The following is a 25,151-nucleotide window of genomic DNA, read 5'->3' as shown; positions in this document are numbered from 1 at the left end:
AACAACGTATCGACTAGCAAATATCGACTAGCAGAGAATCGGCTGCCCGGGGAGTGTGACCCGGGAGAGTCGGTAGGGAAGCTGGCCCTACTGTGCACCAAATAAGCGCCTGGCACGCGCCAGGCAAGCACCTACTAGCAGATAACGAGAACAAGCTTCCATATCCCCTGGTGGAATGTGTAGACACACGCCCCGCTTTGCGTTATCTGCTAGCAGCAGTAAGCGTAAGAACAAGCAGTGTAATCCTCTTCGGGGCTGTGCGTGTTCTTTCATGACCTACCCGCAACAATCGCTGCGAAAAGTGAGGAATACGCCGTGGTAGTTGGCGGTAATCCGGGGTCGGTCCATATACTGGTTGGAACGTAAACGGAAAGGTCTTTGTATGTCCGACAATGGGAACACCTCTAGGCACGAAAACCGTGGCTCATATGAGAATCGTGGGCGCGGTGGCTACGGGGGTGGGCGAGGTCGCCGATCTGAAGGCGGCAGGCCTGGAGATGATCGCGGTAACAGGTCCGGCGGCCGTTACCGCGGCGGTAGGGACGAGAATGACCGTGGTGACCGCAACCGTGACGACCACGGTCGGCCTAACCGTAACGGCGGTCGGGGTGATCGTAGGCGCAATGATCGGGCTGGTGGGTATGGCGCGGGGCGTCGTGAAGATCGCGTAAGGCACGACCGGTCTAACCCACGCAGGCAGGGCTACCGTGAGGATCGCATGGCTATGCGCCTGTCGGAACCGGACCTCCTTGAGGATATTGACGTAACTGTCCTGGATCCCTCAGTCCTGCAGGATCTGAAGGTGTTGTCGAAGGACAACGCCGATCGTGTGGCCAAACACATGATTATGGCTTCTGACTTGCTGGCAGACGACCCGCAGCTGGCGCTGCAGCACGCACGCGCGGCGAAGAACCGTGCTGGTCGTGTGAGTGTGGTTCGTGAGACTAACGGTGTTGTTGCGTACCATGCCGGTGAATGGAAAGAAGCGCTCTCCGAGCTTCGGGCAGCTCGCCGCATGAGCGGTGGACCGGGACTGCTCGCGGTGATGGCAGATGCTGAGCGAGGCCTCGGTCGCCCAGAGAAGGCTCTTGAGCTTGGACGCAGCCCAGAGGCTAACGAATTGGACGAGGAAGGCCGTATTGAGCTGGCCATTGTGCTGGCCGGTGCACGCCACGACCTCGGTCAGCATGAGTCTGCGCTGATCACGCTAGAGCGGATGAATCCGTCACTGGACTCCCAGGGATTTAGCCAGATGCGTCTGTCGTACGCGTATGCAGATGCGTTGTTGGCGGTTGGTCGTAAAGATGAAGCGAAGACATGGTTCCAACACGCCGCAGATCTTGACGTTGAAGCACTGACGGATGCGGACGAGCGCGTAGAAGAATTGAGCTAGAGGAATCGGGGTAGTAGATAAAGCGATGGCTCTGCAGGATACGTATGACGCACTGCTGCTTGACCTAGATGGCACGGTTTGGGAGGGCGGAGACGCCATTGAGCATGCTGTCGAAGCGATTAATGCTGCTGGGGTACCGGCGGTGTATATCACCAACAACGCGTCCAGAAGCGCCGCAGAAGTAGCGCAGATGCTGCGCGCAATTGGGCTTCAGGCGCAAGACAATGATGTGCTGACCTCCGCACAAGCTGCACTTGGGCTGGCTGAGGAACACCTCAGCCCAGGCGACCCAGTTTTGGTCTTGGGAGCGCCGTCTTTTCGCGATCTCGTGGCCAATGCCGGCTACCGCGTTGTTGATTCCGCAGATGAAAACCCGAAGGTGGTCCTGCACGGACACAACCCGGAAACGGGGTGGCATCAGCTTTCGGAAGCTGCGCTATCCATCGCGCGCGGGGCTGTGTATCTGGCCTCCAACCTGGACACCACGCTGCCGATGCAGCGCGGGCTGATGGTTGGCAACGGCTCCATGGTTGCGGCTGTGACCTCCGCAACCGGCGTAACGCCGCGAGCTGCTGGCAAGCCCGAGCCGGCAGTGTTCCTCCAGGCAGCCGGAGCGCTTGGCGCAAAGCGCCCGCTGGCAGTTGGAGACCGCATGGATACCGACATCGCTGGTGCCGTCGCCGCTGGTATTCCTGCACTGCACGTGCTCACTGGTGTCTCTGGGCCGTTGGCGCTTATTGAGGCACCAAAGGAACTGCGCCCTACGTTCATTGCGGAAGACATGCGCGCCCTTGCACAAGACGCAGAGCAGCTGAAACCCTCCGCGCAAGGTGGCTTTGGCGCGCGTGTTGACGGGCGCGACATCATCTTGAGCCACGGCAACGAAGGCGCAACCAGCATCCAGGCGCTGCGCACTGTACTGGAGGTGGCGTGGATGATGGACACCCCTCCGGAGCTTGTGCGCCCGAACTCGGATGCTGCAGAAGCCGCAACCGCAAACTGGTGGTAATCATGACCCCGGAAGATCCGGAGCAGCTGCGTCAAGCCTTCGAGGAGGCACTCGCGCAGCCGGCAGAATCGCTTGAAGATGAGGTGGAACGCCTTACAAAGGCACACCAGCTGCTGCATAACGCACTGCAAAACAGCTAGAACAGGAACTACTCATGGCACCATCACGCCGGCGTTTGGACGCTGAACTCGTCCGACGCAAGATTGCCCGCTCCCGCGAGCAGGCCCAGGGCTGGATTAAAGACGGCCGCGTGGAGGTCAACGGATTCGTCGCGAAGAAGCCAGCCACCATCGTAGAGCCGGATGCGTCCATCAAGGTTAGTGTTGGCCCGGATGATGAGTGGGCGTCACGCGGGGCCCATAAGCTGCTCGGGGCGTTGGGGGCGTTTGGGGAGATGGGGTTGAGCGTCGATAAGCAAAAGGCTCTCGATGCTGGTGCTTCGACCGGTGGGTTTACCGATGTGCTGCTGGCAAACGGCGCACGCGAGGTCGTCGCGGTTGACGTGGGCTATGGGCAGCTGATCTGGCGGCTGCAAAATGACCCGCGGGTCAAAGTGCTGGACCGGACGAACATTCGGCACCTCACGCCAGAGATGATGGATGGGCCGGCCGATCTGATGGTGGGCGACCTTTCGTTTATCTCCCTGAAGCTGGTATTGCCGGCGATCGTGGAATGCATGGCGGATGGCGCGGACCTTCTGCCGATGGTCAAACCCCAGTTTGAGGTGGGCAAAGACCGTCTTGGCAGTGGCGGGGTGGTGCGCTCAAACGAGCTGCGGGCCGAGGCAACCACGGAAGTGGCGCTGTTTGCGCAGTCATTGGGCTTAAGTTTGAAAGGTGTGACGGCATCGCCGCTGCCGGGCCCGAGCGGCAACGTAGAATACTTCCTATGGCTGGTGAAGGATGCGGGTGAAACCGCACTTGCACCGGGGGCTGTGGCTGAAATGGTGGCCACCGCAGTGAAGGAAGGACCGCAGAATTGACAGACGTGACAACGCAGCGCGAAATCCTGCTTGTGCCGCATTTCTATCGGCCTGACAACATTTCTTCCGCCGCGCGGGCGGCTCGCCTGCTGCAAGAGGCAGGCATCCGCGTGCGGCTCCTAGACCAGGGCGAGCCGGGTGCAGAGCAGCCGGTGGACAAGGACCCTGTGCTTAACCAGCTTGAGCGGGTCAAACCCGGTCCGGATGCCGCCGCTGGGTGTGAGCTGGTGCTGGTGTTGGGGGGCGACGGGACGTTTTTGCGCGCAGCCGGCGTGGCTCGTGACCAGAACCTGCCGGTGCTGGGCATCAACCTAGGCCACGTGGGGTTCTTAGCTGAGGGTGAGGCTGAAAGCCTGGAGACCGCAATTGGCCAGGTGGTTGAGCGCAACTACACCGTAGAAGACCGCATGACTATTGACGTGCAGGTGCGAAGTGCGGAGGGTGAAGAGGTTGGCCGTGGTTGGGCGCTCAATGAGCTCAGCGTGGAAAACATTGACCGCACTCGCGTGTTGGATGCGGTGTTGGAGATCGACTTTCGCCCGGTAAGTGCCTTTGGGTGCGACGGTGTGCTGGTGTCTACGCCAACCGGATCGACGGCGTACGCGTTTTCCGCTGGTGGCCCGGTCATGTGGCCGGCCCTGGATGCCATTTTGGTGGTGCCGAATAACGCGCATGCGTTGTTTGCGAAACCGCTGGTGGTCTCGCCACGCTCCACTGTGGCCATTGAAACGGAAGCGGACTCCAGCGCGGCTGTGGCGGTGATGGACGGGTTTCGACGCATTGACATGCCTGCCGGGTCGCGCGTGGAGGTCATCCGCGGTTCGCGCCCGGTGCGTTGGGTGAAGCTGGATCGTAAACCCTTCACGGACCGCCTGGTGCGCAAGTTCCAGCTGCCGGTCTCAGGCTGGCGGGGCCCGAGGTACACGTAGTGCTTGCAGAGATTTCTATCCGCAACCTTGGTGTGATTCCGGAGGCCTCGGCGGAGCTTTCGCCAGGCTTGACTGTGCTCACGGGTGAAACCGGTGCGGGCAAAACCATGGTGGTGACGGGCCTTCGCTTATTGACGGGCGGACGCGCCGACGCCTCACGCGTACGCACGGGTGCTGAAGAAGCCGTGGCAGAGGGAGCCTTTTCTACTGCTGGCTTGCCGGAGGATGTTTCCGCGAAGGTTGCGGAGATCGTAGAAAACGCCGGTGGCAGCGCTGACGAGAACGGCGAATACGTGGTCTCGCGATCGGTGAAGGCAACGGGCCGTTCGAAAGCGCACCTGGCTGGCAGGACGGTGCCGGCGGCAACGCTTGCGGAGATGGCGGGCCACCTGCTGACTATTCATGGGCAAAATGACCAGCTGCGGCTGATGAGCCCGGACGAGCAGCTTGCGGCGTTGGATCGGTTTGATCCGGCGATCACCCCGCTTGCCCAGGCTTACCGCGAGACGTACCGCGAGTGGCGCAAGGCAGCTCGCGAACTGGAGGAGCGCACGCAGCACAAACGTGAGCTGGCCCAGGAGGCGGATCGTCTGCGTTTTGCGTTGGATGAGATCGATGCCGTTGATCCGGTGGCGGGCGAAGATACCGAATTGGCTGCGACGATTCATCGTCTGCAGGATGTTGACGCGCTGCGTGAGGCGGCCCTCAACGCACTGGCAGCCATTGACGGCGCGGAGGCCGCTGGCGGCTTCGGCGCGGATGATGAGGCGGCGTCTACACTCGTCGGCCAGGCGGCGAGCGCGCTGGATGGTGCAAGTGATGAACAGCTCAAGGAGCTGGCAACTCGCCTGCATGAGGTGAGCAGTGTGCTTTCAGACGTCTCGGCGGAACTCGGCACCTATCTGACCTCGTTGCCGGCTGATGCCGATCAGCTGGAAGCGCTTTTGACCCGCCAGCAGGACATCCGGGGGTTGACCCGCAAGTACGCGCCCGATGTTGAAGGCGTGCTGGCGTGGCGCGCGAAGGCAGTAAAGCGCTTGAGCAAGATCGACGTATCCGAAGAAGCCGTAGACAAGCTCAAACAGCAGGTGTCCAAGCTGGAGAAGCAGTTGGCGTCGCGCGCGAAGGCGTTAAGTAAAGCCCGTGAGGCCGCAGCGGCGAAGCTTGGTGAGGCCGTTTCTGCAGAACTGCACGGCCTTGCCATGCCGAAGGCGCAGCTGACAGTCCAGGTCACCCGTGCCGGATACAGCGCAACCGGCGCCGACGAGGTGGCTATTCTCTTGGCGCCCAACAAGGCGTTGGAGCCGAAACCGTTGGCAACGAGCGCCTCCGGTGGTGAGCTGTCGCGCGTGATGCTCGCACTTGAGGTGATTTTGGCGGCCTCATCGCACGGGGCGACTTTGGTGTTCGACGAGGTTGACGCTGGCGTCGGTGGGCGCGCGGCCGTAGAGATCGGTCGCAGGCTTGCTCGTCTTGCTACCAACAACCAGGTTATTGTGGTTACGCACTTGCCGCAGGTGGCGGCGTATGCGGATACGCATCTGCACGTGGCGAAGGACGTGGGGGATGCGTTGGTGGCCTCGGGCGTGGCGCAACTGAGCGAAGAAGCCCGAATCGAAGAGCTGGCCCGCATGATGGCCGGCATGGATGATTCCGATACTGGCCGAGCGCATGCTCAGGAGCTGTTTGAACGCGCGCAGCGTGAGGTGGCGGAAATGCGCGCCTAAGTGCCGCGCGCCTCCCTTAAAACAGGCAGGTCACCGTGCACAATAGCGCGTATGACTGTCTCTACTTCCATCAACGGCACCTTGCGCGACTGCACTGCGCAGGGCAAAGGCATTGGCCGCCTCAGCGAAGGCGATATTGCGTTTGTGGACGCGCCGGATATGACGCGTCGATTCGCGGAGCTGTTGGTGGCGGCGAAACCTGCGGCGGTGGTCAACGTCGCGCGGTTTACCACGGGGCTTATTCCGAACTACGGCCCGCACGTGCTGCTGGATGCTGGCATTCCGCTGTATGAGGCGGCTGGTTCTTCCGTGCGTGGGGTGGTGAAGGACGGCAAGAAGGCTTCTGTGAGTCCGACCGGCGAGGTCATGATGGGTAAGAAGCTCATTGGCCAGGCCAGTGCCGTCAGCCGTGAGGACGTGGACGCCACCTTTGCGGACGCGCAGCAAGCGCTGGTGGACAACATGGAGGCCTACTTTGGCAACACCATCCAGTTCATCCACTCCGAGGCGCCCTTGCTTATCGACGGTGTGGGCTCACCCGAACTCGGCGACACCATGGCAGAGCGCAAAGTGCTTGTGGTCAGCCAGTCTGAGGAGCTGCGCGAGCGACTCGATGGGCTGAAGTTTTTCATCCGTGAGTACACGCCCGTGATCATTGGCGTGGGTGCAGCCGCGGATACACTGACCAAGCTGGGTTATGACATGGACTTCATCGTGGGTGACCCGACCGATATTTCCAACGAGGCACTGCGCGGGGACGCCAAGGTGATCCTGCCCGCAGAGACCGACGGTTTCGCCCCTGGCCTTGAGCGTATCCAGGACCTGGGTGTGGGCGCGATGACGTTCCCGGCGGCGACTGACTCGCCGACGGATTTGGCCATTTTGCTGGCGGTGTTCCATGACGCCGAGATGGTGATTACGGTTGGGCAGCCGGTGGAGTTGGACAGCATTTTCGCGGATGCGGCAGCCGCTGAGCCGGCGGCACTGCTGACGCGGCTGAAGGCGGGGCGCAAGCTTGTAGATTCGACGGTGATTGAGCACCTCTACGACACGAACACCGGCGGCGGGGGTGTCGCTTGGGCCTGGGCGATCTTGGGGCTTTTGGTGGCCGCCGCCACCGTGGTGTTGATCGTGGGCCTGGGCGGCTCGGAGACGTTTACAACGAACTTGGTGGATACGTGGAACCGCATCGCGCTGGAGTTCCAGAGCTGGTTTAACTAGGAGCTGAGAGACAACATGGGACAGGCAACTCGTGGCACCGGTCTAGTTGCGGCCGGTATTGGTTGGGGGATTGCGGCAGGCGTGGCACTTGGCACACTGCTGATCGCGCCGGCGTTGGAAGGATCGTTGGGCACCGGTTCCGTCACAGCGTCGGAGGCTGGGAAGGGGGATGCAGCGTCTGATAGCGGTGAGCTGGCCCGCGCCAACGGACAGGTTGATGAGGCGAACACGTTGCTTGCGCAGCATGGCGACGCCATCGTGTCCGGCGCCTTGGACGGCGTAGCGGTCACGTTGATCCGGACGGCTTCGGCTTCTGAGGAGGACGCTGCCGGCGTGCGCTGGATGGCAAACGCCGCGGGTGCGTCAAACTCGGGTGGCATCCGTTTGACGGAGAAGTTCTTCGAGCGCGATGCCGCTGATGAGCTGAGCAGTGTCATTGCTAATACGCTGCCGGCCGGTGCGACGCTGAGCGTGGATAACTTGGGCCCGGGCACGCACGCTGGTGAGTCACTGGCGGCGACGTTGACTGCGGCGAGTGATGAAGACCGCGCACTGGTACTCGAAGCGCTGACCCAGGCAGGGTTCATTGAGACCCGTGGCGAGGTGGGTGCAGCTGACGCCATTGTTGTCGTGGCTGCCGATGAGTTTGACGGTGAGGGCTTCGCCGCACAGCTGGTCGCGGACTTCGCACGGGCGTTGTCGGCGGGCGCGCGCACTGTCGTCGCAACGCAAGGTGCTGCTCCGGAGTTGGACGGGGTGAGCCTGCAGGGCAACGTGGACACGGAGGCTGGACGTGTCCAGTCGGCGTTGTTGCTTGCGGAAGACGCAGCAGAGGAGTAGGCCGTGTCTCACTCGCACGAGTTTGAGGTAGTTGACTCCCAGCTGCTGCATGACGCGCCGATTATTGCGCTGCGGCGCGACCGCGTGACTATGCCTGGTGGCACGACGGCGCATCGTGAGATTGTGGAGCATTTCGGTGCGGTTGCTGTCGTTGCGTTGGATGCCCAGGGCCGGGTGGCGATGGTGGAGCAGTACCGTCACAGCGTGAAGCGTCGCCTGTGGGAGCTGCCCGCAGGGCTTTTGGACTTCTACCAGGAAGACGAGTTGGCCACGGCGAAACGTGAGCTGCAGGAAGAGGCGGGGTTGGCTGCTGATTCTTGGGCGCTGCTGGTTGATCTGGTGACCTCGCCGGGCTTTGCGGAGGAGGCCGTGCGAGTGTTTTTGGCGCGTGACTTGCGTGAGGTGGAGCGTCCGGAGGCGCACGATGAGGAAGCCGACATGGGGTTTGCGTGGGTGCCGCTGGATGAGGCTCGCGCGATGGTAATGCGTGGCGAGATTGTGAACTCGATTGCGGTTTCCGGCATTTTATCCGCTAGTGAGGTCGTTGCGGGGCGCGCGCAGCCTCGTGAGACTTCGGTTGCCTTTGAGTTGCGCCCGAGCTCTCTTGCTTATCGACGCCACGCCGAAGGCATCACCCCCGACATGAAGAAAATCCCGCGCTAGTGGTTTCCCCTGCACAACTTGCCCGAGATTGGCACGTCCACTTGGTGGTGGAGCGTGGGCTGTCTGAAAACACGGTGAGCAATTATGACCGTGACATGAAGCGCTACGTTGCCTGGCTGGATAACGCCGGTATTGCTGACCTGAACGATGTGACTGCTGGCCATCTTGAGGCGTACGTGGCGGATTTGCGCCGCGGAAGTGAGACGGTGAAACCGCTGGCGGCGTCCTCGGCGGCTCGGGCACTCGTGGTTGCGCGTGGTCTGCACAAGTTCGGTGTGTCAGAAGGCCTGCTGGCCGGTGATGCCGCGGCTGAGGTGGCGCCGCCGCAGGCCGCAGAGAAGCTTCCAGACACGCTGAGCGTGGACGAAGTCGCGCGGCTGATTGAGTCCTGTTCTGAGGACAACGCGTTAGGTCTGCGTGACAAGGCGCTGTTGGAAACGCTGTATGCCACTGGCGCGCGCGTGAGCGAGGTGTTGGCGCTGAACGTGGATGACGTTGTTGATGCACGCGGTGTGCTGGTTGTGACGGGCAAGGGCAATAAGCAGCGCGTTGTGGCCCTAGGTTCGCATGCGCAGGCAGCAATTGAGTCGTATCTTGTGCGTGCGCGCCCGATGCTGGCGACAGGTAAGTCGCACGCATTGTTTCTCAACGCACGTGGCAACGCACTGTCGCGCCAAAGCGCGTGGACAATTATTAAAGACGCCGCATCACGCGCCGGCATTAACAAGGACATTTCCCCGCACACGTTGAGACATTCATTTGCCACGCACCTGCTTGAAGGAGGCGCCGATGTGCGAACCGTGCAGGAGTTGCTGGGACACGCATCTGTGACAACGACGCAGATTTACACGCATATCACTGCGGATAACCTACGAGAAGTCTGGGCAGGTGCGCATCCGCGTGCATAGGCGGTAACGTTAGCCCGATGATGCGAAACGTTGCGGTAGGAGCGTGCGTTGCCACGCTGACGCTTTGCCTTCCCCTTGCCACTGGTCCGGTTGCGTTAGCGCAGCTGCCTGGGGGACTGGATCCAGCGCAGATCAAAGAGATGCTGCCATCCCAGGTAAGTGTGGCGGCGGGGGAGTCGACGACTGTAGACGTTGGCGTGCCTGTCGATGTGAACTATTCCGCTGATGGCTGGGTGGTCAGCTCTAGCGGCACGACCGTGACCGTTCAGGCTCCGAATACGCCGGGTGCAACCGCCAACGTGCCGGCAAGTGCGCTTGGTTACTCTGCGACGATCACCCTGGTAGCCGTCGGCGGTAGCGAGTCCCCAGATGTGGCGCCGGACGGGGAAGCAGAGCAAGCAGAAACGTCCAAACCGGAAGAGGATGGCGGCAATCCAGGCACGGGCTCGGACACTGGCTCGGACACGGGCTCGGACACTGGCTCGGACGCGGACGCGCAGCAGCAAGACGGCGCTCAGGTAACACACCCGCCGCGCGAGGCAGCAGCACCCGTGGACACAACGGCGGCGAAGACGTTCTATTTCGATGGTGAGATCCACGGCAACACGCTTGTGGTCACCGTGCCGCTGACCCGCGCTGCTGACTTGGCAAAGTACGCCCGCACGGATCGTGAGGGGGCGAAGCTGCGCTATCTGGACGTCAACGGTCGGGTAATCCAGGGAGTGAAGCGTGATGTGGATATTGCCAAGCGGACGCTGACGCTGACCTATCCGGAGGGCGAAACCCCAGACAATCCTTTCATCATGGAAGTGGTTCGGGATGACTCGGTGGCTGAGTTCATAGCGGTGATTACCGCGAAGAATGCGCCAGTGGAGCAGGCAGAGGCGTCGGCAAGCGAAGGCGACGATGCAGCGGAGCAGTCGACGAATCCGTATGCGGACGTAGCTAAGGAAAGTCAAGGTGCTGAACCTGACTCTGCGAATGGCGGCGGCATTCCGGTGCCCTTGATTGTCGGCGGCGTGGGCCTGTTGGTGCTGCTTGCGCTGGTGTTTACGGTGCTGCGTCGTCGCGGGACGGGGCGCGCCTAAATACTGGGCGGGCGAGAGGCCACCCAAGATAAATGCCATCGTTGTAAGATGGTGGCGTCAAGTGTACAGGCGGGATAGAGAAAGGACCTGCGATGGCGGAGAAACCGGCAGACGGCGCGTTGTTCGAAGCTGAAGAACGCAAGACGTTCTTGACCGGACGGCCCTACCGCGAGTTTGCGGCGCCGAAAGAGCTTGACCGCCACGGTCCCGCAAAGATTATCTCGATGGTCAACCAGAAAGGTGGCGTGGGCAAAACCACTTCCACCATCAACCTTGGTGCTGCGCTGGTAGAGCAGGGGCGCAAGGTGCTGCTGGTTGATTTGGATCCGCAGGGTGCTCTGTCCGCGGGCCTGGGTATTGCGCACGAAGATGACCAGATTACGGTGTATGACCTGCTTTTTGACAACACCGCCAGCATTCACGCGGCAATCCAGCACTCGAAGGTCTCCGGACTAGATCTTGTGCCGGCAAACATTGACCTTTCAGCTGCAGAAATCCAGCTGGTCAATGAGGTGGGTCGTGAGCACACACTGGCGCGTGCGCTGCGCCCGGTGCGCAATGAGTATGACTACATCTTCATTGACTGCGGTCCTTCGCTGGGCCTGCTTACAGTCAACGCGCTTGCAGCGTCCCACGGCGTAATCATCCCGATGGAAGGTGAGTACTACTCCCTTCGCGGCTTGGCGCTGTTGACGGACACAGTAGAGAAGGTGCGCGACCGCATCAACTTCGATCTAGACATTGTGGGCATTTTGGTGACCATGTTTGATCGCCGCACCACGCACGCGCGCGAGGTCATTGAGCGTGTGGTTGAAGTCTTCGGGGATCGCGTTTTTGACACGGTGATTACCCGCACTGTCCGCTTCCCGGAGACCTCTGTTGCAGGTGAGCCGATCACCACGTGGGCACCAAGCTCCCAGGGTGCGGAGCAGTACCGCAGCTTGGCGCTCGAGGTTATGGAACGCACTGAGCGGAACTAGCGTGAGCGTAGGCGCGCAGCACCAGGTTGGTGAGCAGCCGGAGATCACCGGCTTCACCTTGGTCCTGAACAATTTTGAGGGGCCCTTTGACCTCCTGCTGAACCTGATTCACTCCAAGAAGCTTGACGTGACCGAGGTGGCGTTGGCGGAGGTGACGGATGAGTTCATCGCCTATACCCGCGCCCTTGGGCAGACGGCGGAGCTCGATGAGGTCACGGAGTTTCTTGTTATCGCTGCCACCTTGTTGGACCTGAAGGCTGCACGCCTTCTGCCGCGCGGTGAGGCCGACGAGATCGAAGACCTAGAGCTTTTGGAATCGCGCGACCTGCTTTTTGCTCGCTTGTTGCAGTACCGCGCCTACCAGCAGGTGGCTGAGCAATTCCGGGCCTGGCAGGCAACGGCGCAACGTAGCTACCCGCGTGCGGTGGCTATGGAGGAGCGTTTCGCCGAGCTTTTGCCGCCGGTTGAGCTTGGTCATACGCCTGATAGCTTTGCGCAGCTTGCGGCCAGCGTGTTTCGGCCTAAGCCACCGGAGGAGGTGCGCACTGATCACCTTCATGAGGTTGCGGTGTCCGTGCCGCAGCAGGCCGGCAAGATTCTGGACACGCTCAAGCTTGCGGGAGCGCAGACTTGGCTGTCTTTTGCCGCACTAACGCGGGATTGCACGCGTTCCATGGAGGTTGTCGGGCGGTTTCTTGCCCTGCTTGAGCTGTATAAGGCCCGCGCAGTGGAAACACAGCAGGAGGTTGCCCTTGGCCCGCTTGATGTGTCGTGGACCGGCATTGAGGTGGACCCAGCCGTCGTCGCCGCCGGAAACTGGACCTAAGACACAACCCAAGGAGTGAAGCGATAACTATGGAGATGGTCTCACAGCTGCGTAGCCAGATTGAGTCGATCCTGCTGGTGGTGGACACACCTGTAGCCGCCGCCGACATCGCGGGTGCCTTGGCCGCAAGCGAAGCGGACATTGAAGAGGTGCTTGCGCAGTGGTCGGAGGAACTCACTTCCCGCGGCAGCGGCATAGATCTTCGCAGGACTGAGGCCGGGTGGCGCTTGTACACCCGCGCGGAGAATGCTGACGCGGTGGAGTCATTCGTGCTGGACGGCGCGCAGACCAAGCTGAGCCGCGCGGCCCTTGAGACCCTTGCGGTGGTGGCGTACCGGCAGCCGGTGACGCGTGCCCAAGTTTCCGGGGTGCGTGGCGTCAACGTCGACGGTGTCATGCGCACGCTCACCCTGCGTGGTTTGCTTGCAGAAGTGGAGCCGGACGATTCCACGGGTGCTCACCGCTACGTCACCACTGAGCTGTTTCTGGAGCTTTTGGGCATTGAGTCACTGTCCCAGCTGCCGGAGTTGGCGCCGCTTTTGCCGGATGTGGACGCGATTGAAGACGCCTGGTAGCCACCCAGCAGCCTTTAGATAGGTAAATAACGGCAAAACGCTGGTAGGGTGGGCCGCATGACTCGAACCGCTCGCCGAGACGGCACACCGGAGAGGGATAAGAACGAAACGTTCTATATCTCCTACGCAAAGCCGGCTAAGAAACAACACGTACAACGTCCGGAACCTCACCCGTTGGAGGACAACTGGTGGGATGATGAAGAAACTAAAACCCGCAAGCAAAACACTGAAGGTGTGCGCCTGCAGAAGGTGCTCGCTCAGGCGGGTGTGGCCTCACGCAGGCATGCGGAGGTGATGATTGCCCAGGGGCGCGTCAGCGTCAATGGCAAGCGCGTCACTGTGCAGGGTATGCGTGTGGATCCGGATCGTGATGTGATCCGGGTTGATGGCACCCGTATCAATGTCAACGAGAAGCTTGAGTACTTCGCGTTTAACAAGCCGCGTGGCGTGCACACGACTATGAAGGATGAGCTGGACCGCACGTCTGTGGGCTCGTACCTGTCGGAGCGCACTGCCTCTGGTCAGCGCCTGTTCCACGTGGGCCGCTTGGATGCGGATACGGAGGGCTTGCTGCTGCTTACCAATGACGGTGAGCTGGCGAACCGTCTGACCCACCCGAAGTACGAGGTGTCCAAAACGTATTTGGCCACCGTGCTGGGTGAGGCAAAACCGGCGCTTGTCAAGGAGCTCAAAGAGGGCATCATGCTTGACGACGGCCTCGCGAAGGCCGACTACGCCCAAATCGTCGATGTGCACAACGGGCAGTCGTTGATTCGTCTTGAGCTGCATGAGGGCCGCAAGCACATTGTGCGCCGCATGTTGAAGGCCGCAGGCTTTCCGGTGCAGCGTCTGGTGCGTACGAAGGTGCACACGGTGCAGCTGGGCGATATGAAGCCTGGGTCGATGCGTGCGCTGAACGCTGCTGAGCTGACCTCGTTGTACAACGCGGTGGAGATGTAAGGGGAGCGTTATGGCTGATTCTTCGTTGCTTTCGAATACCGCTGACGGTGGCTTGATTCTGGCTGTTGATGGGCCTTCAGGTACCGGTAAGTCCACGACGTGTCGTGCGTTGGCGAAGCGCCTGGACGCGAAATACGTGGACACGGGTGCGATGTACCGCGTAGCAACGCTGGCTGTGTTGCGCGCGGGCGTGGACCCGCAGGATACGGATGCCGTGATTGCGGCAACAGCAGATCTGCCGCTAACGGTGTCGGATGACCCTGATTCCACCGAGGTACTGCTTGGCGGTGAAGACGTCTCTGGTGAGATCCGCGGCCCCGAGGTCACTCGCAACGTCTCAGCGGTGTCTGCGATTCCGCAGGTGCGTGAGAACCTTGTGGCGCTGCAGCGCAAGCTTGCTCGTGATGCACATCGCGCGATTGTTGAGGGCCGTGACATTGGCACTGTCGTGCTTGTGGACGCTCCGGCGAAGGCCTACCTGACGGCGTCTGCGCAGGTCCGCGCGAAGCGTCGCTACGACCAGGATGTGGCAGCCGGCCGAGAGGCGGACTTTGACACGGTGTTGGCGGACGTGCAGCGTCGTGACGAGCTGGACTCTTCACGCGCCACCAGCCCGCTGAGGCCTGCCGAAGACGCTGAGATTATTGACACCTCGGCGATGACGCTCGATGAAGTGTTGAAAACCTTGATTCAGTTGATTGAAAGGAGTGCCCGATGAGTGATCACAACCGTGACCACGAGCAGATGCCAGAGACGCAGTTCTACCAGCCTGGCATTGACGCCTCCGGCTACGACGAGGTGGAGGAGCACTACGTCACCGCTGATGACGCTGAGTTCTACGAGGGTTATGAAGACTTTGATGACTCTGACTTTGACGATTCAGACTTCGGTGAGGCTGACTACGGCGACACCGGCCTAGAGGGTCGGGATGAAGACGCCGATGAGGACGCTGAGTACACCGACGAAGAGTGGGCCGAAATTGAGCGCGCCTACGGCATTGCACGGCCCGACATGGTGGAAGAGGCGCTGCCGACGGTTGCCATTGTGGGCCGCCCTAACGTTGGTAAGTCCTCGCTGGTCAATAGGTTCATTGGCCGCAGGGAGGCTGTGGTGGAGGACCATCCTGGCGTGACCCGTGACAGGGTGAGCTACCTTGCTGACTGGGGCGGGCGCCGCTTCTGGGTGCAAGACACCGGCGGCTGGGACCCGGACGCCAAGGGCATCCACGCGGCAATCGCGCGCCAGTCTGAGGCCGCGATGGAGACCGCGGACGTGATTGTCATGGTGGTGGATTCCCACACCGGCATTACGGAAACGGATGCGGTGATGGCCAGAAACCTGCAGCGCTCCGAGGTGCCCGTCATCTTGGTGGCCAATAAGTTTGAGTCTGAATCGCAGTGGGGCGACGTCGCAGAATTCTATGGGCTGGGTCTTGGAGACCCGTGGCCGGTATCTGCACTCCACGGCCGCGGTGGCGCGGACGTGCTCGATGAGATCCTGCGCGTGTTCCCAGAGGTGCCGCGTGCGGCGAACTCCATTACGGATGGCCCGCGCCGCGTGGCCATTGTTGGACGCCCGAACGTGGGCAAATCCAGCCTGCTGAACAAGCTGAGCAAGTCGGACCGTTCGGTGGTGGACAACGCCTCGGGTACCACGGTGGACCCGGTGGATGAGCTCATTCAGCTGGATAAGAACCTGTGGAAGTTCATCGACACCGCAGGTCTTCGCAAGAAGGTGAAAAACGCCCAGGGGCACGAGTACTACGCCTCGCTACGCACCCGCGGCACCATCGATGCTGCCGAGGTGTGTGTGGTGGTTATCGACGCCTCCCAGGAGATCTCTGAGCAGGACCAGCGCGTGATCTCCATGGTGCTGGAAGCCGGCAAGGCGATGGTGATCTGCTTTAACAAGTGGGACCTCATGGATGAGGATCGCCGCTACTACTTTGACCGCGAGTTCGAAGAGCAGATTGGCCACCTCAGCTGGGTGACCAAGATCAACATCTCCGCAGACACGGGTCGTGGTTTGCACCGTCTTGAAGACGCCATGACGGAGGCCCTGGAGAACTGGGACAAGCGCATCTCCACAGGTCATCTGAATACGTGGCTTCGTGAGGCGATTGCGGCCAACCCACCGCCGATGAAGAACAACCGTCTGCCGAAGCTGTTGTTCTCCACCATGGCGGCTACACGTCCGCCGACAATCATCCTGTTCACGACGGGATTTTTGGATGCGTCGTACCGCCGCTACCTGGAGCGCAAGTTCCGTGAGCGCTTCGGCTACCACGGCACACCAATTAGGATCGCGGTGCGTGTGCGCGAGCGTAGCCAAAAGAAACGCTAGCGCCGCTCATAAGCAAAGGCGTCAGTGCGATAGGGAAGCGGCAGCAGCTGGCCGGGGCTGAAGCCTAACCTCTCGTAGAGGTACCAGTGAAGGTTCGCCTCTACCTTGGCGCGGGTGGTGTCGCTGGCCCGCAGCCAGTAGGAGCGGGTGCGCATGAGTGAGATCAGCTCTTCCGGCGTGGTGGGTTGAATCCACTTGGTGCGCTGCTCATCTGCAAGTTGCCACTGGTTACCAACGGTTGGGTAGAACCCTTCGCGGTGGACGTCGCCAGAGTGGCTGATGCGGGAGTATCGCAGCACCCAGGGGTGGGTGACATCGAGGGTGTTCCACACCAACACCAAGCGGCCATCCGGTTGAGCTACGCGTGCCGCCTCACGGCTGGCGGCGTCGATGTCGAGCCAGTGCCACGTTTGCGCGCAGGTGATCGTGGAAAACTGAGCATCTGCAAAGGGCAGCGCCTCTGCGGTGCCGCGGACCACGGCAACGTCCGTAAGGCGGGAAGCCAGAACCTGCGCCATGTCTGGGGAGGGTTCGAGGGTGGTGACGCGGTGGGCGTCGGCAAGCAGAAGCTCTGTGAATTTGCCTGTGCCAGCGCCGATGTCGAGAAGCTCCCCGCCGTGCACAAGCGAGCGGACCTCGGCGGGGTAGGAGGGTCGAGCAGCGTGATACAGCGAAGCACCAGTGGAAAACGCGCCGGCGGTGAATGCTCGGGCGGCGTCGTTTTTGAATGCTGGGCCCTGTCTGGAGCTGGGGTTGACCATAGGTGGCCAATCTAGCCGTGTAGCCTTGGAAGTTATGAATAAGGCGGTGCGAATCACGGCGGCGCTTGCGCTGTCGGTGGGTCTGATCAGCGGATCGAGCAACGCGGAGGTTCTGGCAGCCAGCACAACCACAACCTCTACCAAGGTTCCGGTGCCGGACTCCATGGAGCGGAAAGAGCGCCGCATCAAGGCTGGTGGTGAGAAGCGCACATACTGGGTCTCCGCCCCGAAGGATGCCAAAGACCGCGAGCTGCCGCTTATCCTGGCATTCCACGGCAAGACTGACACAGCGAAGAACTTCCTAGAAAACAGTGGCCTTGGGCATGCGGACGCCATCGTGGTCGCCCCGGACGGGCTAGCCAAGAAGGATGTGTGCGACGACAAGTTCAAACAAGCCTGGTCTCCTGCCCCCTACGCTGTAACCACGCCGGAGCAGGATTTTGCGCTGGTTGATGCGCTGCTGGCGAAGATGGATAAAGAGTTCAATATTGATCCCGAGCGTATTTACCTGACCGGGTTTTCTAACGGCGGCGGCTTTGTCGCATCGGTTATCGCGCAGCGTCCGAAGCCGTTTGCCGGTGCGGTGATTGTCTCGGCAGCGGTGCGCAACTCCGAGTCGGAACTTCGCACTGGCCTGCCCGTGCCGCTGCGCATCATCCACGGGGATAAGGACCAGCAGGTCCCGCTGGAGGGGTACAACCGGCCCACCAATGTGAAGGGCTGCAAAGACGGTCCGGGTGATGTGGTGTTGGATATCCGTGATGTGCGCGACGCGTTTTTGCTGCGCAGCGGCTCAACAAACGTGTCCTATCACGAGGTGAAGGGCATGGGGCATAAGTGGATCCATGATGAGCCGATAGACGTGACTGATGAGGTGCTCGACTTCTTTGATATCCCCAAGCAGGGGTAGCGGGAGGTAGTGCGCTACGCTTTCCACCCGTGCGCGGGGCAAAAAGAGTTGCAGCCGCCGCGATGGCCTTGATGCTCGCGGCGGGTATTAGTGCATGTTCGCCCCTGCTTCACGACGATCCAACGCACACCCCACCAACCCTCACCAAAGTCGAAACCGCCGACCCTATGGACGTGGCGCAGCCGTGGAGTCCGGCAAGCGCAGGTACTCGCTCGGTGACGGCGGCTGGATTTGAGCGCAACTACATCATGTCGCTGCCCCCGGGTGCGCATGAGCGCTCCAGACTTCCCGTGATCTTCGTGTTCCACGGGTATAAAGAGAGCGCTGAGACCATCCGCGAATACTCAGGGCTGGATTCAGCCGACGCGATCGTGGTGTACATGGAAGGCATTGACAAAGCCTGGGCGCCAGCACCGTATGCGGTGACTACTGGCGAGCAGGACTTGGCGTACGTGGACGCGGTGTATGACCAACTGATCAATGAATTCGCTGTGGACCGCGCGCGTGTGTTTGCCGCGGGTCTATCCAACGGCGGTGGGTTCGCCGCGTATGTGGGTTGCCAACGCCCCCAGGCGTTTACCGCGGTGGCAACGGTGGCCGGCGCGTTCTATGAGAAGGTGTCTGCGGGGTGCTCCGCGATTCCGATGAAGCACGTGGATTTCCACGGCACGCATGATGCGGTGATCAATTACGCGGGGGGAGAGCGCCACAGCACTGTCTACGGGTCGAGCGCGGAGCTGATGGAGGACGCCGCACGCCGCAGCCGCTGCGACGCTGAACCGGCCATCAGCGCCGTCTCGCCAACCATTGAGGAGTACCGCTGGACCGGGTGTGACGCCGCTGTCACGCACTACCGCATTGAGGGTGGGCCGCACGTGTGGCCGGGGTCCATCAAAGACACCTCGGCTACGGTGTCCATCGGGTTTGCCACGCGCCAGATTCTGCACTTCTTCGGAGTCGGCCTGCGCTAGAGTCAAAAAACAAAAACCCCAGCTCACGCCGGGGTTTTTGTTTGCCTTGTCGGACTGACAGGATTTGAACCTGCGACCCCCACACCCCCAGTGTGGTGCGCTACCAAACTGCGCCACAGCCCGATGTTGCCAAAAGGGCAACACCGAAAGATTACAGCACTGTCATCGTGGAATGAAACCGGCAGGTGGGGCGGGCAGGCCGCACACGTACACCCAGCGCCCGGCGCGGCGTTCAAACGTGGAGTATTCGCATTGGATGCCGCTTGCGTGGGTGGCTGCAAACGTAACGGCGCCGTCCTTGTCAAAGGGGCCGCCGCCGCTGGTTCCAAGGATCTCCAGGTTCGTGTAGGGCTCGCCATCGGGGTTGATGCTTAGGTCAGCGGGCAGTGTTTCCTCGGCCCAGGTGCTGCGGATATAGGCCTCGTCGCCGACAACGAAGGCGCTGTAGCGCGAGCGCATGAGCGCCTCCGCAGTCGCCGGGGTTGTCTCGCCTGCGTGGTAGCGCCCACAGCAGTCGGCGTAGCGCAGATTCGAGCGGCAGGGGCACGACTGGTTGGGGTTTAGCACGATAAGCGTCCCCTACTTGATGGCCTTGGCCGCTTTGGCCTGGGCGCGGCGCTCTGCAACGGTGGCCTTGCGCACCACGGTCTCCAGCTGATTCTTGGCCACGTAGCCGTCCACGGTGGACGCGGCACCTGCGGCACGCAAGGTCTCAGCCTGGTCGTCCGTCAGGTCACCGTAGAGGGTGATTTCGCGGGTAAATCCGCCGGTGCCGTTGTGGGTGATTTCCACGCGGACGTCGTCAAGCTGCATGCCCTTGGCTGCCTCCCGGATGGCCTGGGAGCAGCTGACAGCAAGTGCGGACATGTACAGGCCGGTAGACGTTACGCCTTGGCCCTTACCACCGGAGTTCTTGGCGCGGTCCGTGGTGATCGCACGGCCGGAGGTGCGCACCACGTCGCCGTATTTGGTGCCGCGGGCGGTATAGGAGATCGCGTTGGAGTCACCCGTTTCCTCCGGCGTGAACTCGGGCACGATGTACTGCTTAGCCCAGGAGCCGATGATGTCGGCGGCGCGCTGCGCGGTGCCCTGGCGGGTGAGCAGGTGGTCCGCCTTGTCCAGGGCCATGAGGGACTTGGGGTAGCGGGTGAGACGGAAGATGGTCTGGGCGTTGTCAATGCCCACAGTCACGTCAATCGGGGAGTGGACTAACAAGAGCGGCTTCCGTAGCAGCGGCAGGTAGGCTTCCGGGTTGGTCACCGCGAGGTCCTCCAGAAACTCGCGAGAGATGATCAGCTCGCGCCCGCCCAGGATGACGGGTACGGAGCCGTTCGCGTCGGCTTCACCGATCTTGTCTGCGTAGTGGAGCACGGAGTGCGCCGGGTCAAAGGGTGCACCGACGGTGGCCACGGCCTTGATCATGTGCTTCAGCTCCGGGCGGGTTGCCGCCTTCAGTGTCGCCGCACCACCCAGGGAGTGGCCCATGATCAGCTGTGGGGCGGTGAAGTTCTCTTCCATCCATTGCGCCACTGCCACAATGTCGTCGACGTTTTGGCTGAAACTGGTGTCTTTGAACTCACCGCCGGACTGGCCGAGGCCCGGGAAATCAAAACGCAGCGTGGCAATGCCGTGTTCCGTCAAGCGTTTAGAGATGCGTGACGCTCCGGGGGTGTGGCGTGAACCTGCGAAGCAGTGGGCAAAAATCGCGTATGCCTGCGCAGGGGCATCGGGCCGGTCGATGGTGGCTGCCAGCGGCGTACCGGTTGAGGATGGCACGGTGACGTTCAATGACTGCATGGGTACACAGTAAAGCACGTTGCAGGTTTGGTGTCGGGTGGACTTACCATGGGCAGAACACTGAAAGGAAGGACGCATTTCCACATGGGCGCATTTGATTGGTTCTGGAAGGCCATGGGGTCTACCTCCGAGCGCAACAACAAGAAGTCCAAGGGGGTTGTCGCTGCGGCTCAAGGGTTGATCGAGGAGCTTTCCCTGCTTGACGACGCTGCGTTGGCCTCCACCGTGCGCTCCACCGTAGCGGGCGGCGAGATTGCTGATAAAGCCCGGTTTTTGGCGGGCTTGTCGGTGGCCTCTCAGCGCACGCTGGGCATGACGCCGTTTGAGGTGCAGAACCAAGCTGTGCTGCGTCTGCTTGAGGGCGATGTGATCCAGATGGCTACCGGTGAGGGCAAGACGCTGGTGGGGGCTATGGCGGCGACGGGCTACGCGCTGACCGGCAAACGGGTGCATGTAATCACCGTGAATAATTATCTGGCGGGCCGTGATGCTGAGTGGATGCGTCCGCTGGTGGAGTTTTTCGGACTGACGGTTGCGCCAGTGACGGAATCCTCGACGCGTGCAGAGCGCGTGGCGGCGTACGCGTGTGATGTGATTTACGCGCCTGTGACTGAGATTGGCTTCGACCACCTGCGGGACAACCAGATCACGCACCGCTCCCAAACGGTGCAGCTGGATGCCGATGTAGCGCTGGTGGATGAAGCGGACTCCGTGCTTGTGGATGAAGCGCTGGTGCCATTAGTCCTCGCTGGTTCTGAGGGCACCAAGCAGGCGACCGGCCAGATCACAGCCGCAGTGTCGCAGCTGGAGGAGGAGAAGGACTACACCATCGACTCTGATGGCCGCAACGTGTTTTTGACCGACGAGGGCGCGGCCAAGGTGGAAAAGCTCCTGGGCATTGACTCGCTGTATTCGGATGAGCACATTGGCACCACCCTGGTACGGGTGAACCTGGCGCTGCACGCCAAGGCGCTTCTGATCCGAGACGTCCACTACATCGTTGCTGATGGCAAGGTGGCGCTTGTGGATGCTTCGCGTGGCCGCGTCGCCGAGCTGCAGCGCTGGCCCGACGGCCTGCAGGCGGCGGTGGAATCCAAGGAAGGCCTGGATGTGTCCGAGGGTGGTCGCATTCTGGACTCGATTACCTTGCAGGCGCTGATGCGCCGCTACCCGGTGGTGTGCGGCATGACTGGTACCGCAGTTGAGGCCACTGACCAGCTGCGTTCCTTCTACGGGTTGCACGTGTCCGTGATCGACCGGGCAAACGAGCTTGCGCGTTTTGATGAGGCGGATCGCATCTACGCCACCATGGCGGAAAAGAACGCGGCAATCGTGGAAGAGATCGCGCATATCCACGAAACCGGCCAGCCGGTGCTGGTTGGTACGCACGACGTTGCGGAGTCCGAGGAACTCGCCGAGGCTCTTGAGGCGCGCGGCATCGCTGTCAACGTGTTGAACGCGAAAAACGACGCTGAAGAGGCGCGCATCATTGCTGAAGCCGGTGATACGGGGCGTGTGACTGTGTCCACGCAGATGGCTGGCCGTGGTACCGATATTCGCCTCGGCGGAGCAGATGAGCGCGACCACGACGAGGTGGCGCGGCTTGGCGGCTTGGCAGTTATTGGCACTGCACGACACCGCACGGCCCGCCTAGATAACCAGCTGCGCGGCCGCGCGGGCCGACAAGGAGATCCAGGCTTGAGCCTGTTTTTCGTCTCGCTTGAAGACGACATTGTGAACGTCGGCGGCGCCGACGAGCAGGTCACTGCGCACCCCGCGGAAGACGGCCGCATCGAATCCGGCCGCATCCAGCAGTTCATTGAGCACTGCCAGCGTGTGACCGAGGGCCAGCTTTTGGAAATCCACTCGCAGACCTGGAAGTACAACAAGCTCCTGGCGGATCACCGTGACATCTTGGATGAGCGTCGCGCGGCGCTTCTGGACACCGACACGGCCTGGCGGGAACTGTCTGAGCGCAACCCGCAACGCGCCGCGGAACTGGAGCACCTTCCGGCGGATACCAAGGAGCAAGCAGCACGCGACATCATGCTGTTCCACCTGGATCATGAGTGGTCGGAGCACCTCGCGCTGATGGATGACGTACGTGAATCCATCCACCTTCGCGCCATTGCCCGCGAAACCCCGATTGATGAGTATCACCGCATTGCCGTTCGCGAATTCAAGGACCTTGCCAACCGCGCGGTTGATAAGGCTGTGGAGACTTTCGGATCCGTGACTATTGATGAAGAAGGCGCACACTTGGCGGATGCCGGGTGGAAGCGTCCAAGCTCTACGTGGACCTACATGGTGTCTGATAACCCCCTGGCTGGGTCCGGAAATTCGGTTATCTCCGGCATTGGCAACATCTTCCGCTAAGATAAACCGCGACTTATTTTTCTTACTTCCGATTTTTTGGAGGCTCCAATGAGCGAGAACACTGCAACCCCGCAGGCCCAGGTTGAGACGACCTCGGTTTTCCGCGCAGACCTGCTGAAGGAAATGGAGAACGGTGCAGCACCTGCTCCGGACTCCGCTCCCGGCGCCGAGAATCTGCCAGAGGGCGCTGCACTTCTCGTGGTCAAGCGTGGCCCGAACGCGGGTGCGCGCTTCCTGCTGGATCAGGATTGCACCCCTGCTGGCCGCCACCCTGAGGCGGACATCTTTCTTGATGATGTGACGGTTTCTCGCCGTCACGCCGAGTTCCGCCGCACGGAGGACGGTTATGAGGTAGTGGATGTGGGCTCGCTCAACGGCACCTACGTCAACCGTGAGCCGCGTAACTCTGAATCCTTGTCCAACGGTGATGAGATTCAGATTGGTAAGTTCCGCCTGGTGTTTATCGTCAGCGAGAGCTAAGACCACACGCTTCGCCTCTGGTGCGCAGAGGCGAAATTTTTTCAGACCAACCTTCAACCTCGAGGAAAGATTGAGCATCCAGTGAGCGCCATCCCGAAGACCTCCCCGCAGACCCGCGCTGGGACTGCTAAGGCTGCGAAGACTGCGAAGACTGCGAAGACGATGTCCATTGGCGTCGTGCTGGAACGCCTGCGCACGGAGTTTCCGGACGTTACGGTGTCCAAGATTCGTTTCCTTGAGTCCGAAGGGCTGATTACCCCGCAGCGTACGGCTTCCGGCTACCGCCGTTTCACAGATGAGGACGTGGAGCGTCTTCGCTTCATCCTGATCACCCAGCGTGATAACTACCTGCCGCTGAAGGTGATCCGTGAGCAGCTCGAAGCGATGGATGCGGGTTCGGTGGCTCCGGTTGCGGCTGTTGCTGAGGCTGAACCGGCACCGACATTGCGTTCTTCGGGGCCCAACCTGTTTAGCGACGTTGATGTGGCCACCAAAGCCTCCGCCCCCCAAGAATTTGTGGACGAGCTGATCCGCGCGGGCCTCATTGCGCCAAGTGCAGCCGGCCTGTTTGGTGAAGACGACGTACGCATTGTCACCGCAGCGCTCACACTCGACGGCTACGGGCTGGACGTTCGACACCTGAAGACCTTGCGTACGGCTGCCTCCCGTCAGGCGGACCTGATTCACCAGGTCACTGAGCCGCTTGCGAAGTCCGGTAAGGCCTCCGGCTCGCAGGAGGCTGAGGAGATGGCGCACCAGATGGCAGCGGTCATGGCCACGCTTAGCTCATCCTTGGTGCAGGCGGAGCTGCGCCAGCAGCGGGCGCGCTAGTGATTGCCGTCAACCTTGTCGGGGTCTACGCAATTGGCCCCGAAGAGTTCCTCTGCGCGTTGTTGGAGTGGGAAGAAGAGCAGCGCTACGTTCCAGTGTGGCTCTCGCTCGCAGACGGCGCGGCACTTGCCGCCGCCATCGAGGGGGAGGCGCGCCGCCGTCCGAGTGTGCATGACGCCATGACGGAGTTAATCACCCGCGCCACCACAGGCATCAACACCATTGCGGTGACCAGCTATTACCAGGGTGTGTTCATCTCGGAGCTTTCGCTTGCAGACGGCACGACAATCGACATGCGCACCTCCGACGCGTTACTGCTCGCCGTGGCTTCGGATACGCAGATTCTTGTTGAGGAGTCAGTGCTGCAGCAGGCGTCCATGCATTTGAATCCGGCGACAGCGAAGGAACTGTTCGACCTGGATTTGGAAGACGAACTTGACCAGGCGGAGATCGAGGGCGAGTTTGAGGAGTTTATGCGCGAGCTCGGTCTCGATGGGGGAGACGGGGGTAACGAGGGGGACCAACCCTCAAGTTCTTCTTGAGACTTGTGCGGCGTGTTGCGCATGTGACACTTGACGTTA

26 protein-coding genes and 1 tRNA gene are annotated in these 25,151 nt (G+C 61.3%); 23 read left to right on the top strand and 4 right to left on the bottom strand.

Annotated features, from left to right (window positions below; translation table 11 throughout):
* The first annotated feature begins 382 nt into the window (after positions 1-382).
* The 17 genes from HMPREF3104_RS07400 (at position 383) to der (ending at position 16,444) form a co-directional block, all read left to right on the top strand.
* Positions 383-1,393: a tetratricopeptide repeat protein gene (locus tag HMPREF3104_RS07400; protein WP_070494999.1), complete on the top strand. Its 1,011-nt coding sequence runs from the start codon at positions 383-385 to the stop codon at positions 1,391-1,393.
* A 25-nt stretch (positions 1,394-1,418) separates the two neighbouring features.
* Positions 1,419-2,402 carry an HAD-IIA family hydrolase gene (locus tag HMPREF3104_RS07395; RefSeq protein WP_070494998.1) on the top strand — a complete coding sequence of 328 codons (984 nt, stop codon included), beginning with the start codon at positions 1,419-1,421 and terminating at the stop codon, positions 2,400-2,402.
* Positions 2,403-2,404: 2 nt separating this feature from the next.
* Entirely contained in the window at positions 2,405-2,542 is a 138-nt protein-coding gene (locus HMPREF3104_RS12475) for a hypothetical protein (RefSeq protein WP_168156363.1), read from the top strand.
* A gap of 14 nt (positions 2,543-2,556) precedes the next feature.
* Positions 2,557-3,384, top strand: a complete 828-nt coding sequence (locus HMPREF3104_RS07390) for a TlyA family RNA methyltransferase (RefSeq protein WP_070494997.1) — start codon at positions 2,557-2,559, stop codon at positions 3,382-3,384.
* The gene (locus HMPREF3104_RS07385; RefSeq protein WP_052204417.1) at positions 3,381-4,313 is read left to right on the top strand and encodes an NAD kinase; all 933 of its coding nucleotides are present in this window, start codon (positions 3,381-3,383) and stop codon (positions 4,311-4,313) included. The genes HMPREF3104_RS07390 and HMPREF3104_RS07385 overlap by 4 nt, the downstream gene beginning before the upstream one ends.
* Positions 4,313-6,040, top strand: a complete 1,728-nt coding sequence (gene recN, locus HMPREF3104_RS07380; RefSeq protein ID WP_070494996.1) for a DNA repair protein RecN — start codon at positions 4,313-4,315, stop codon at positions 6,038-6,040. Before HMPREF3104_RS07385 ends, recN begins: the two co-directional genes overlap by 1 nt.
* A gap of 51 nt (positions 6,041-6,091) precedes the next feature.
* Positions 6,092-7,261 (top strand): putative cytokinetic ring protein SteA, encoded by a 1,170-nt coding sequence (gene steA, locus HMPREF3104_RS07375; protein WP_070494995.1) that lies wholly within the window; start codon positions 6,092-6,094, stop codon positions 7,259-7,261.
* A 15-nt stretch (positions 7,262-7,276) separates the two neighbouring features.
* Complete coding sequence (locus HMPREF3104_RS07370) at positions 7,277-8,101, top strand: copper transporter (RefSeq protein ID WP_070494994.1); 825 nt, start codon at positions 7,277-7,279, stop codon at positions 8,099-8,101.
* A 3-nt stretch (positions 8,102-8,104) separates the two neighbouring features.
* A complete protein-coding gene (locus HMPREF3104_RS07365; RefSeq protein ID WP_070494993.1) occupies positions 8,105-8,764 on the top strand; it encodes an NUDIX domain-containing protein in 660 nt (219 codons plus the stop codon).
* Positions 8,764-9,672: a site-specific tyrosine recombinase XerD gene (gene xerD, locus HMPREF3104_RS07360; RefSeq protein WP_070494992.1), complete on the top strand. Its 909-nt coding sequence runs from the start codon at positions 8,764-8,766 to the stop codon at positions 9,670-9,672. The genes HMPREF3104_RS07365 and xerD overlap by 1 nt, the downstream gene beginning before the upstream one ends.
* A 17-nt stretch (positions 9,673-9,689) precedes the next feature.
* Positions 9,690-10,760, top strand: a complete 1,071-nt coding sequence (locus HMPREF3104_RS07355) for a hypothetical protein (RefSeq protein WP_246816380.1) — start codon at positions 9,690-9,692, stop codon at positions 10,758-10,760.
* A 92-nt stretch (positions 10,761-10,852) separates the two neighbouring features.
* Positions 10,853-11,740 carry a ParA family protein gene (locus HMPREF3104_RS07350; protein ID WP_070494991.1) on the top strand — a complete coding sequence of 296 codons (888 nt, stop codon included), beginning with the start codon at positions 10,853-10,855 and terminating at the stop codon, positions 11,738-11,740.
* Position 11,741: 1 nt separating this feature from the next.
* Entirely contained in the window at positions 11,742-12,566 is an 825-nt protein-coding gene (locus HMPREF3104_RS07345; RefSeq protein ID WP_070494990.1) for a segregation and condensation protein A, read from the top strand.
* Positions 12,567-12,595: 29 nt separating this feature from the next.
* Complete coding sequence (gene scpB, locus HMPREF3104_RS07340) at positions 12,596-13,141, top strand: SMC-Scp complex subunit ScpB (RefSeq protein WP_052204402.1); 546 nt, start codon at positions 12,596-12,598, stop codon at positions 13,139-13,141.
* A gap of 57 nt (positions 13,142-13,198) precedes the next feature.
* Entirely contained in the window at positions 13,199-14,101 is a 903-nt protein-coding gene (locus HMPREF3104_RS07335; RefSeq protein WP_070494989.1) for a pseudouridine synthase, read from the top strand.
* Between the two features lie 10 nt (positions 14,102-14,111).
* Positions 14,112-14,819 (top strand): (d)CMP kinase, encoded by a 708-nt coding sequence (gene cmk, locus HMPREF3104_RS07330; RefSeq protein WP_052204397.1) that lies wholly within the window; start codon positions 14,112-14,114, stop codon positions 14,817-14,819.
* On the top strand, positions 14,816-16,444 hold the full coding sequence (gene der, locus HMPREF3104_RS07325) for a ribosome biogenesis GTPase Der (RefSeq protein ID WP_070494988.1): 1,629 nt from the start codon (positions 14,816-14,818) through the stop codon (positions 16,442-16,444). The genes cmk and der overlap by 4 nt, the downstream gene beginning before the upstream one ends.
* On the opposite strand, the gene HMPREF3104_RS07320 is transcribed toward der, so the two are convergent.
* Complete coding sequence (locus HMPREF3104_RS07320) at positions 16,441-17,205, bottom strand: class I SAM-dependent methyltransferase (RefSeq protein ID WP_070494987.1); 765 nt, start codon at positions 17,203-17,205, stop codon at positions 16,441-16,443. The genes der and HMPREF3104_RS07320 overlap by 4 nt on opposite strands.
* 34 nt (positions 17,206-17,239) lie before the next feature.
* Between HMPREF3104_RS07320 and HMPREF3104_RS07315 the strand changes: the two genes are divergently transcribed.
* Positions 17,240-18,115: a CE1 family esterase gene (locus tag HMPREF3104_RS07315; RefSeq protein ID WP_070494986.1), complete on the top strand. Its 876-nt coding sequence runs from the start codon at positions 17,240-17,242 to the stop codon at positions 18,113-18,115.
* 29 nt (positions 18,116-18,144) lie between these two features.
* The gene (locus tag HMPREF3104_RS07310; RefSeq protein WP_141738159.1) at positions 18,145-19,086 is read left to right on the top strand and encodes a CE1 family esterase; all 942 of its coding nucleotides are present in this window, start codon (positions 18,145-18,147) and stop codon (positions 19,084-19,086) included.
* 49 nt (positions 19,087-19,135) lie between these two features.
* Here the strand turns inward: HMPREF3104_RS07310 and HMPREF3104_RS07305 are convergent.
* The 3 genes from HMPREF3104_RS07305 to HMPREF3104_RS07295 all read right to left on the bottom strand — a co-directional run bounded on the left by HMPREF3104_RS07305 (position 19,136) and on the right by HMPREF3104_RS07295 (position 20,883).
* Positions 19,136-19,209: transfer RNA gene (locus HMPREF3104_RS07305), tRNA-Pro, on the bottom strand.
* Between the two features lie 39 nt (positions 19,210-19,248).
* Entirely contained in the window at positions 19,249-19,653 is a 405-nt protein-coding gene (locus HMPREF3104_RS07300; protein ID WP_246816379.1) for a YchJ family protein, read from the bottom strand.
* A gap of 12 nt (positions 19,654-19,665) precedes the next feature.
* On the bottom strand, positions 19,666-20,883 hold the full coding sequence (locus tag HMPREF3104_RS07295; protein WP_083278987.1) for a bifunctional alpha/beta hydrolase/OsmC family protein: 1,218 nt from the start codon (positions 20,881-20,883) through the stop codon (positions 19,666-19,668).
* An 84-nt stretch (positions 20,884-20,967) separates the two neighbouring features.
* On the opposite strand from HMPREF3104_RS07295, the gene secA2 reads away from it, so the two are divergent.
* The 4 genes from secA2 (at position 20,968) to HMPREF3104_RS07275 (ending at position 25,112) form a co-directional block, all read left to right on the top strand.
* Positions 20,968-23,259, top strand: a complete 2,292-nt coding sequence (gene secA2, locus HMPREF3104_RS07290; RefSeq protein WP_070494983.1) for an accessory Sec system translocase SecA2 — start codon at positions 20,968-20,970, stop codon at positions 23,257-23,259.
* 48 nt (positions 23,260-23,307) lie between these two features.
* Positions 23,308-23,739: an oxoglutarate dehydrogenase inhibitor Odhl gene (gene odhI, locus HMPREF3104_RS07285; RefSeq protein ID WP_070494982.1), complete on the top strand. Its 432-nt coding sequence runs from the start codon at positions 23,308-23,310 to the stop codon at positions 23,737-23,739.
* A gap of 81 nt (positions 23,740-23,820) precedes the next feature.
* Entirely contained in the window at positions 23,821-24,570 is a 750-nt protein-coding gene (locus HMPREF3104_RS07280) for a transcriptional regulator FtsR (RefSeq protein WP_052204377.1), read from the top strand.
* The gene (locus tag HMPREF3104_RS07275; protein WP_070494981.1) at positions 24,570-25,112 is read left to right on the top strand and encodes a bifunctional nuclease domain-containing protein; all 543 of its coding nucleotides are present in this window, start codon (positions 24,570-24,572) and stop codon (positions 25,110-25,112) included. Before HMPREF3104_RS07280 ends, HMPREF3104_RS07275 begins: the two co-directional genes overlap by 1 nt.
* The last annotated feature ends 39 nt before the right edge of the window (positions 25,113-25,151 follow it).

This window comes from Corynebacterium sp. HMSC30G07 (assembly GCF_001806945.1).
GTDB classification, from domain to species: domain Bacteria; phylum Actinomycetota; class Actinomycetes; order Mycobacteriales; family Mycobacteriaceae; genus Corynebacterium; species Corynebacterium riegelii.
This window is presented reverse-complemented; position numbering and strand designations above follow the sequence as displayed.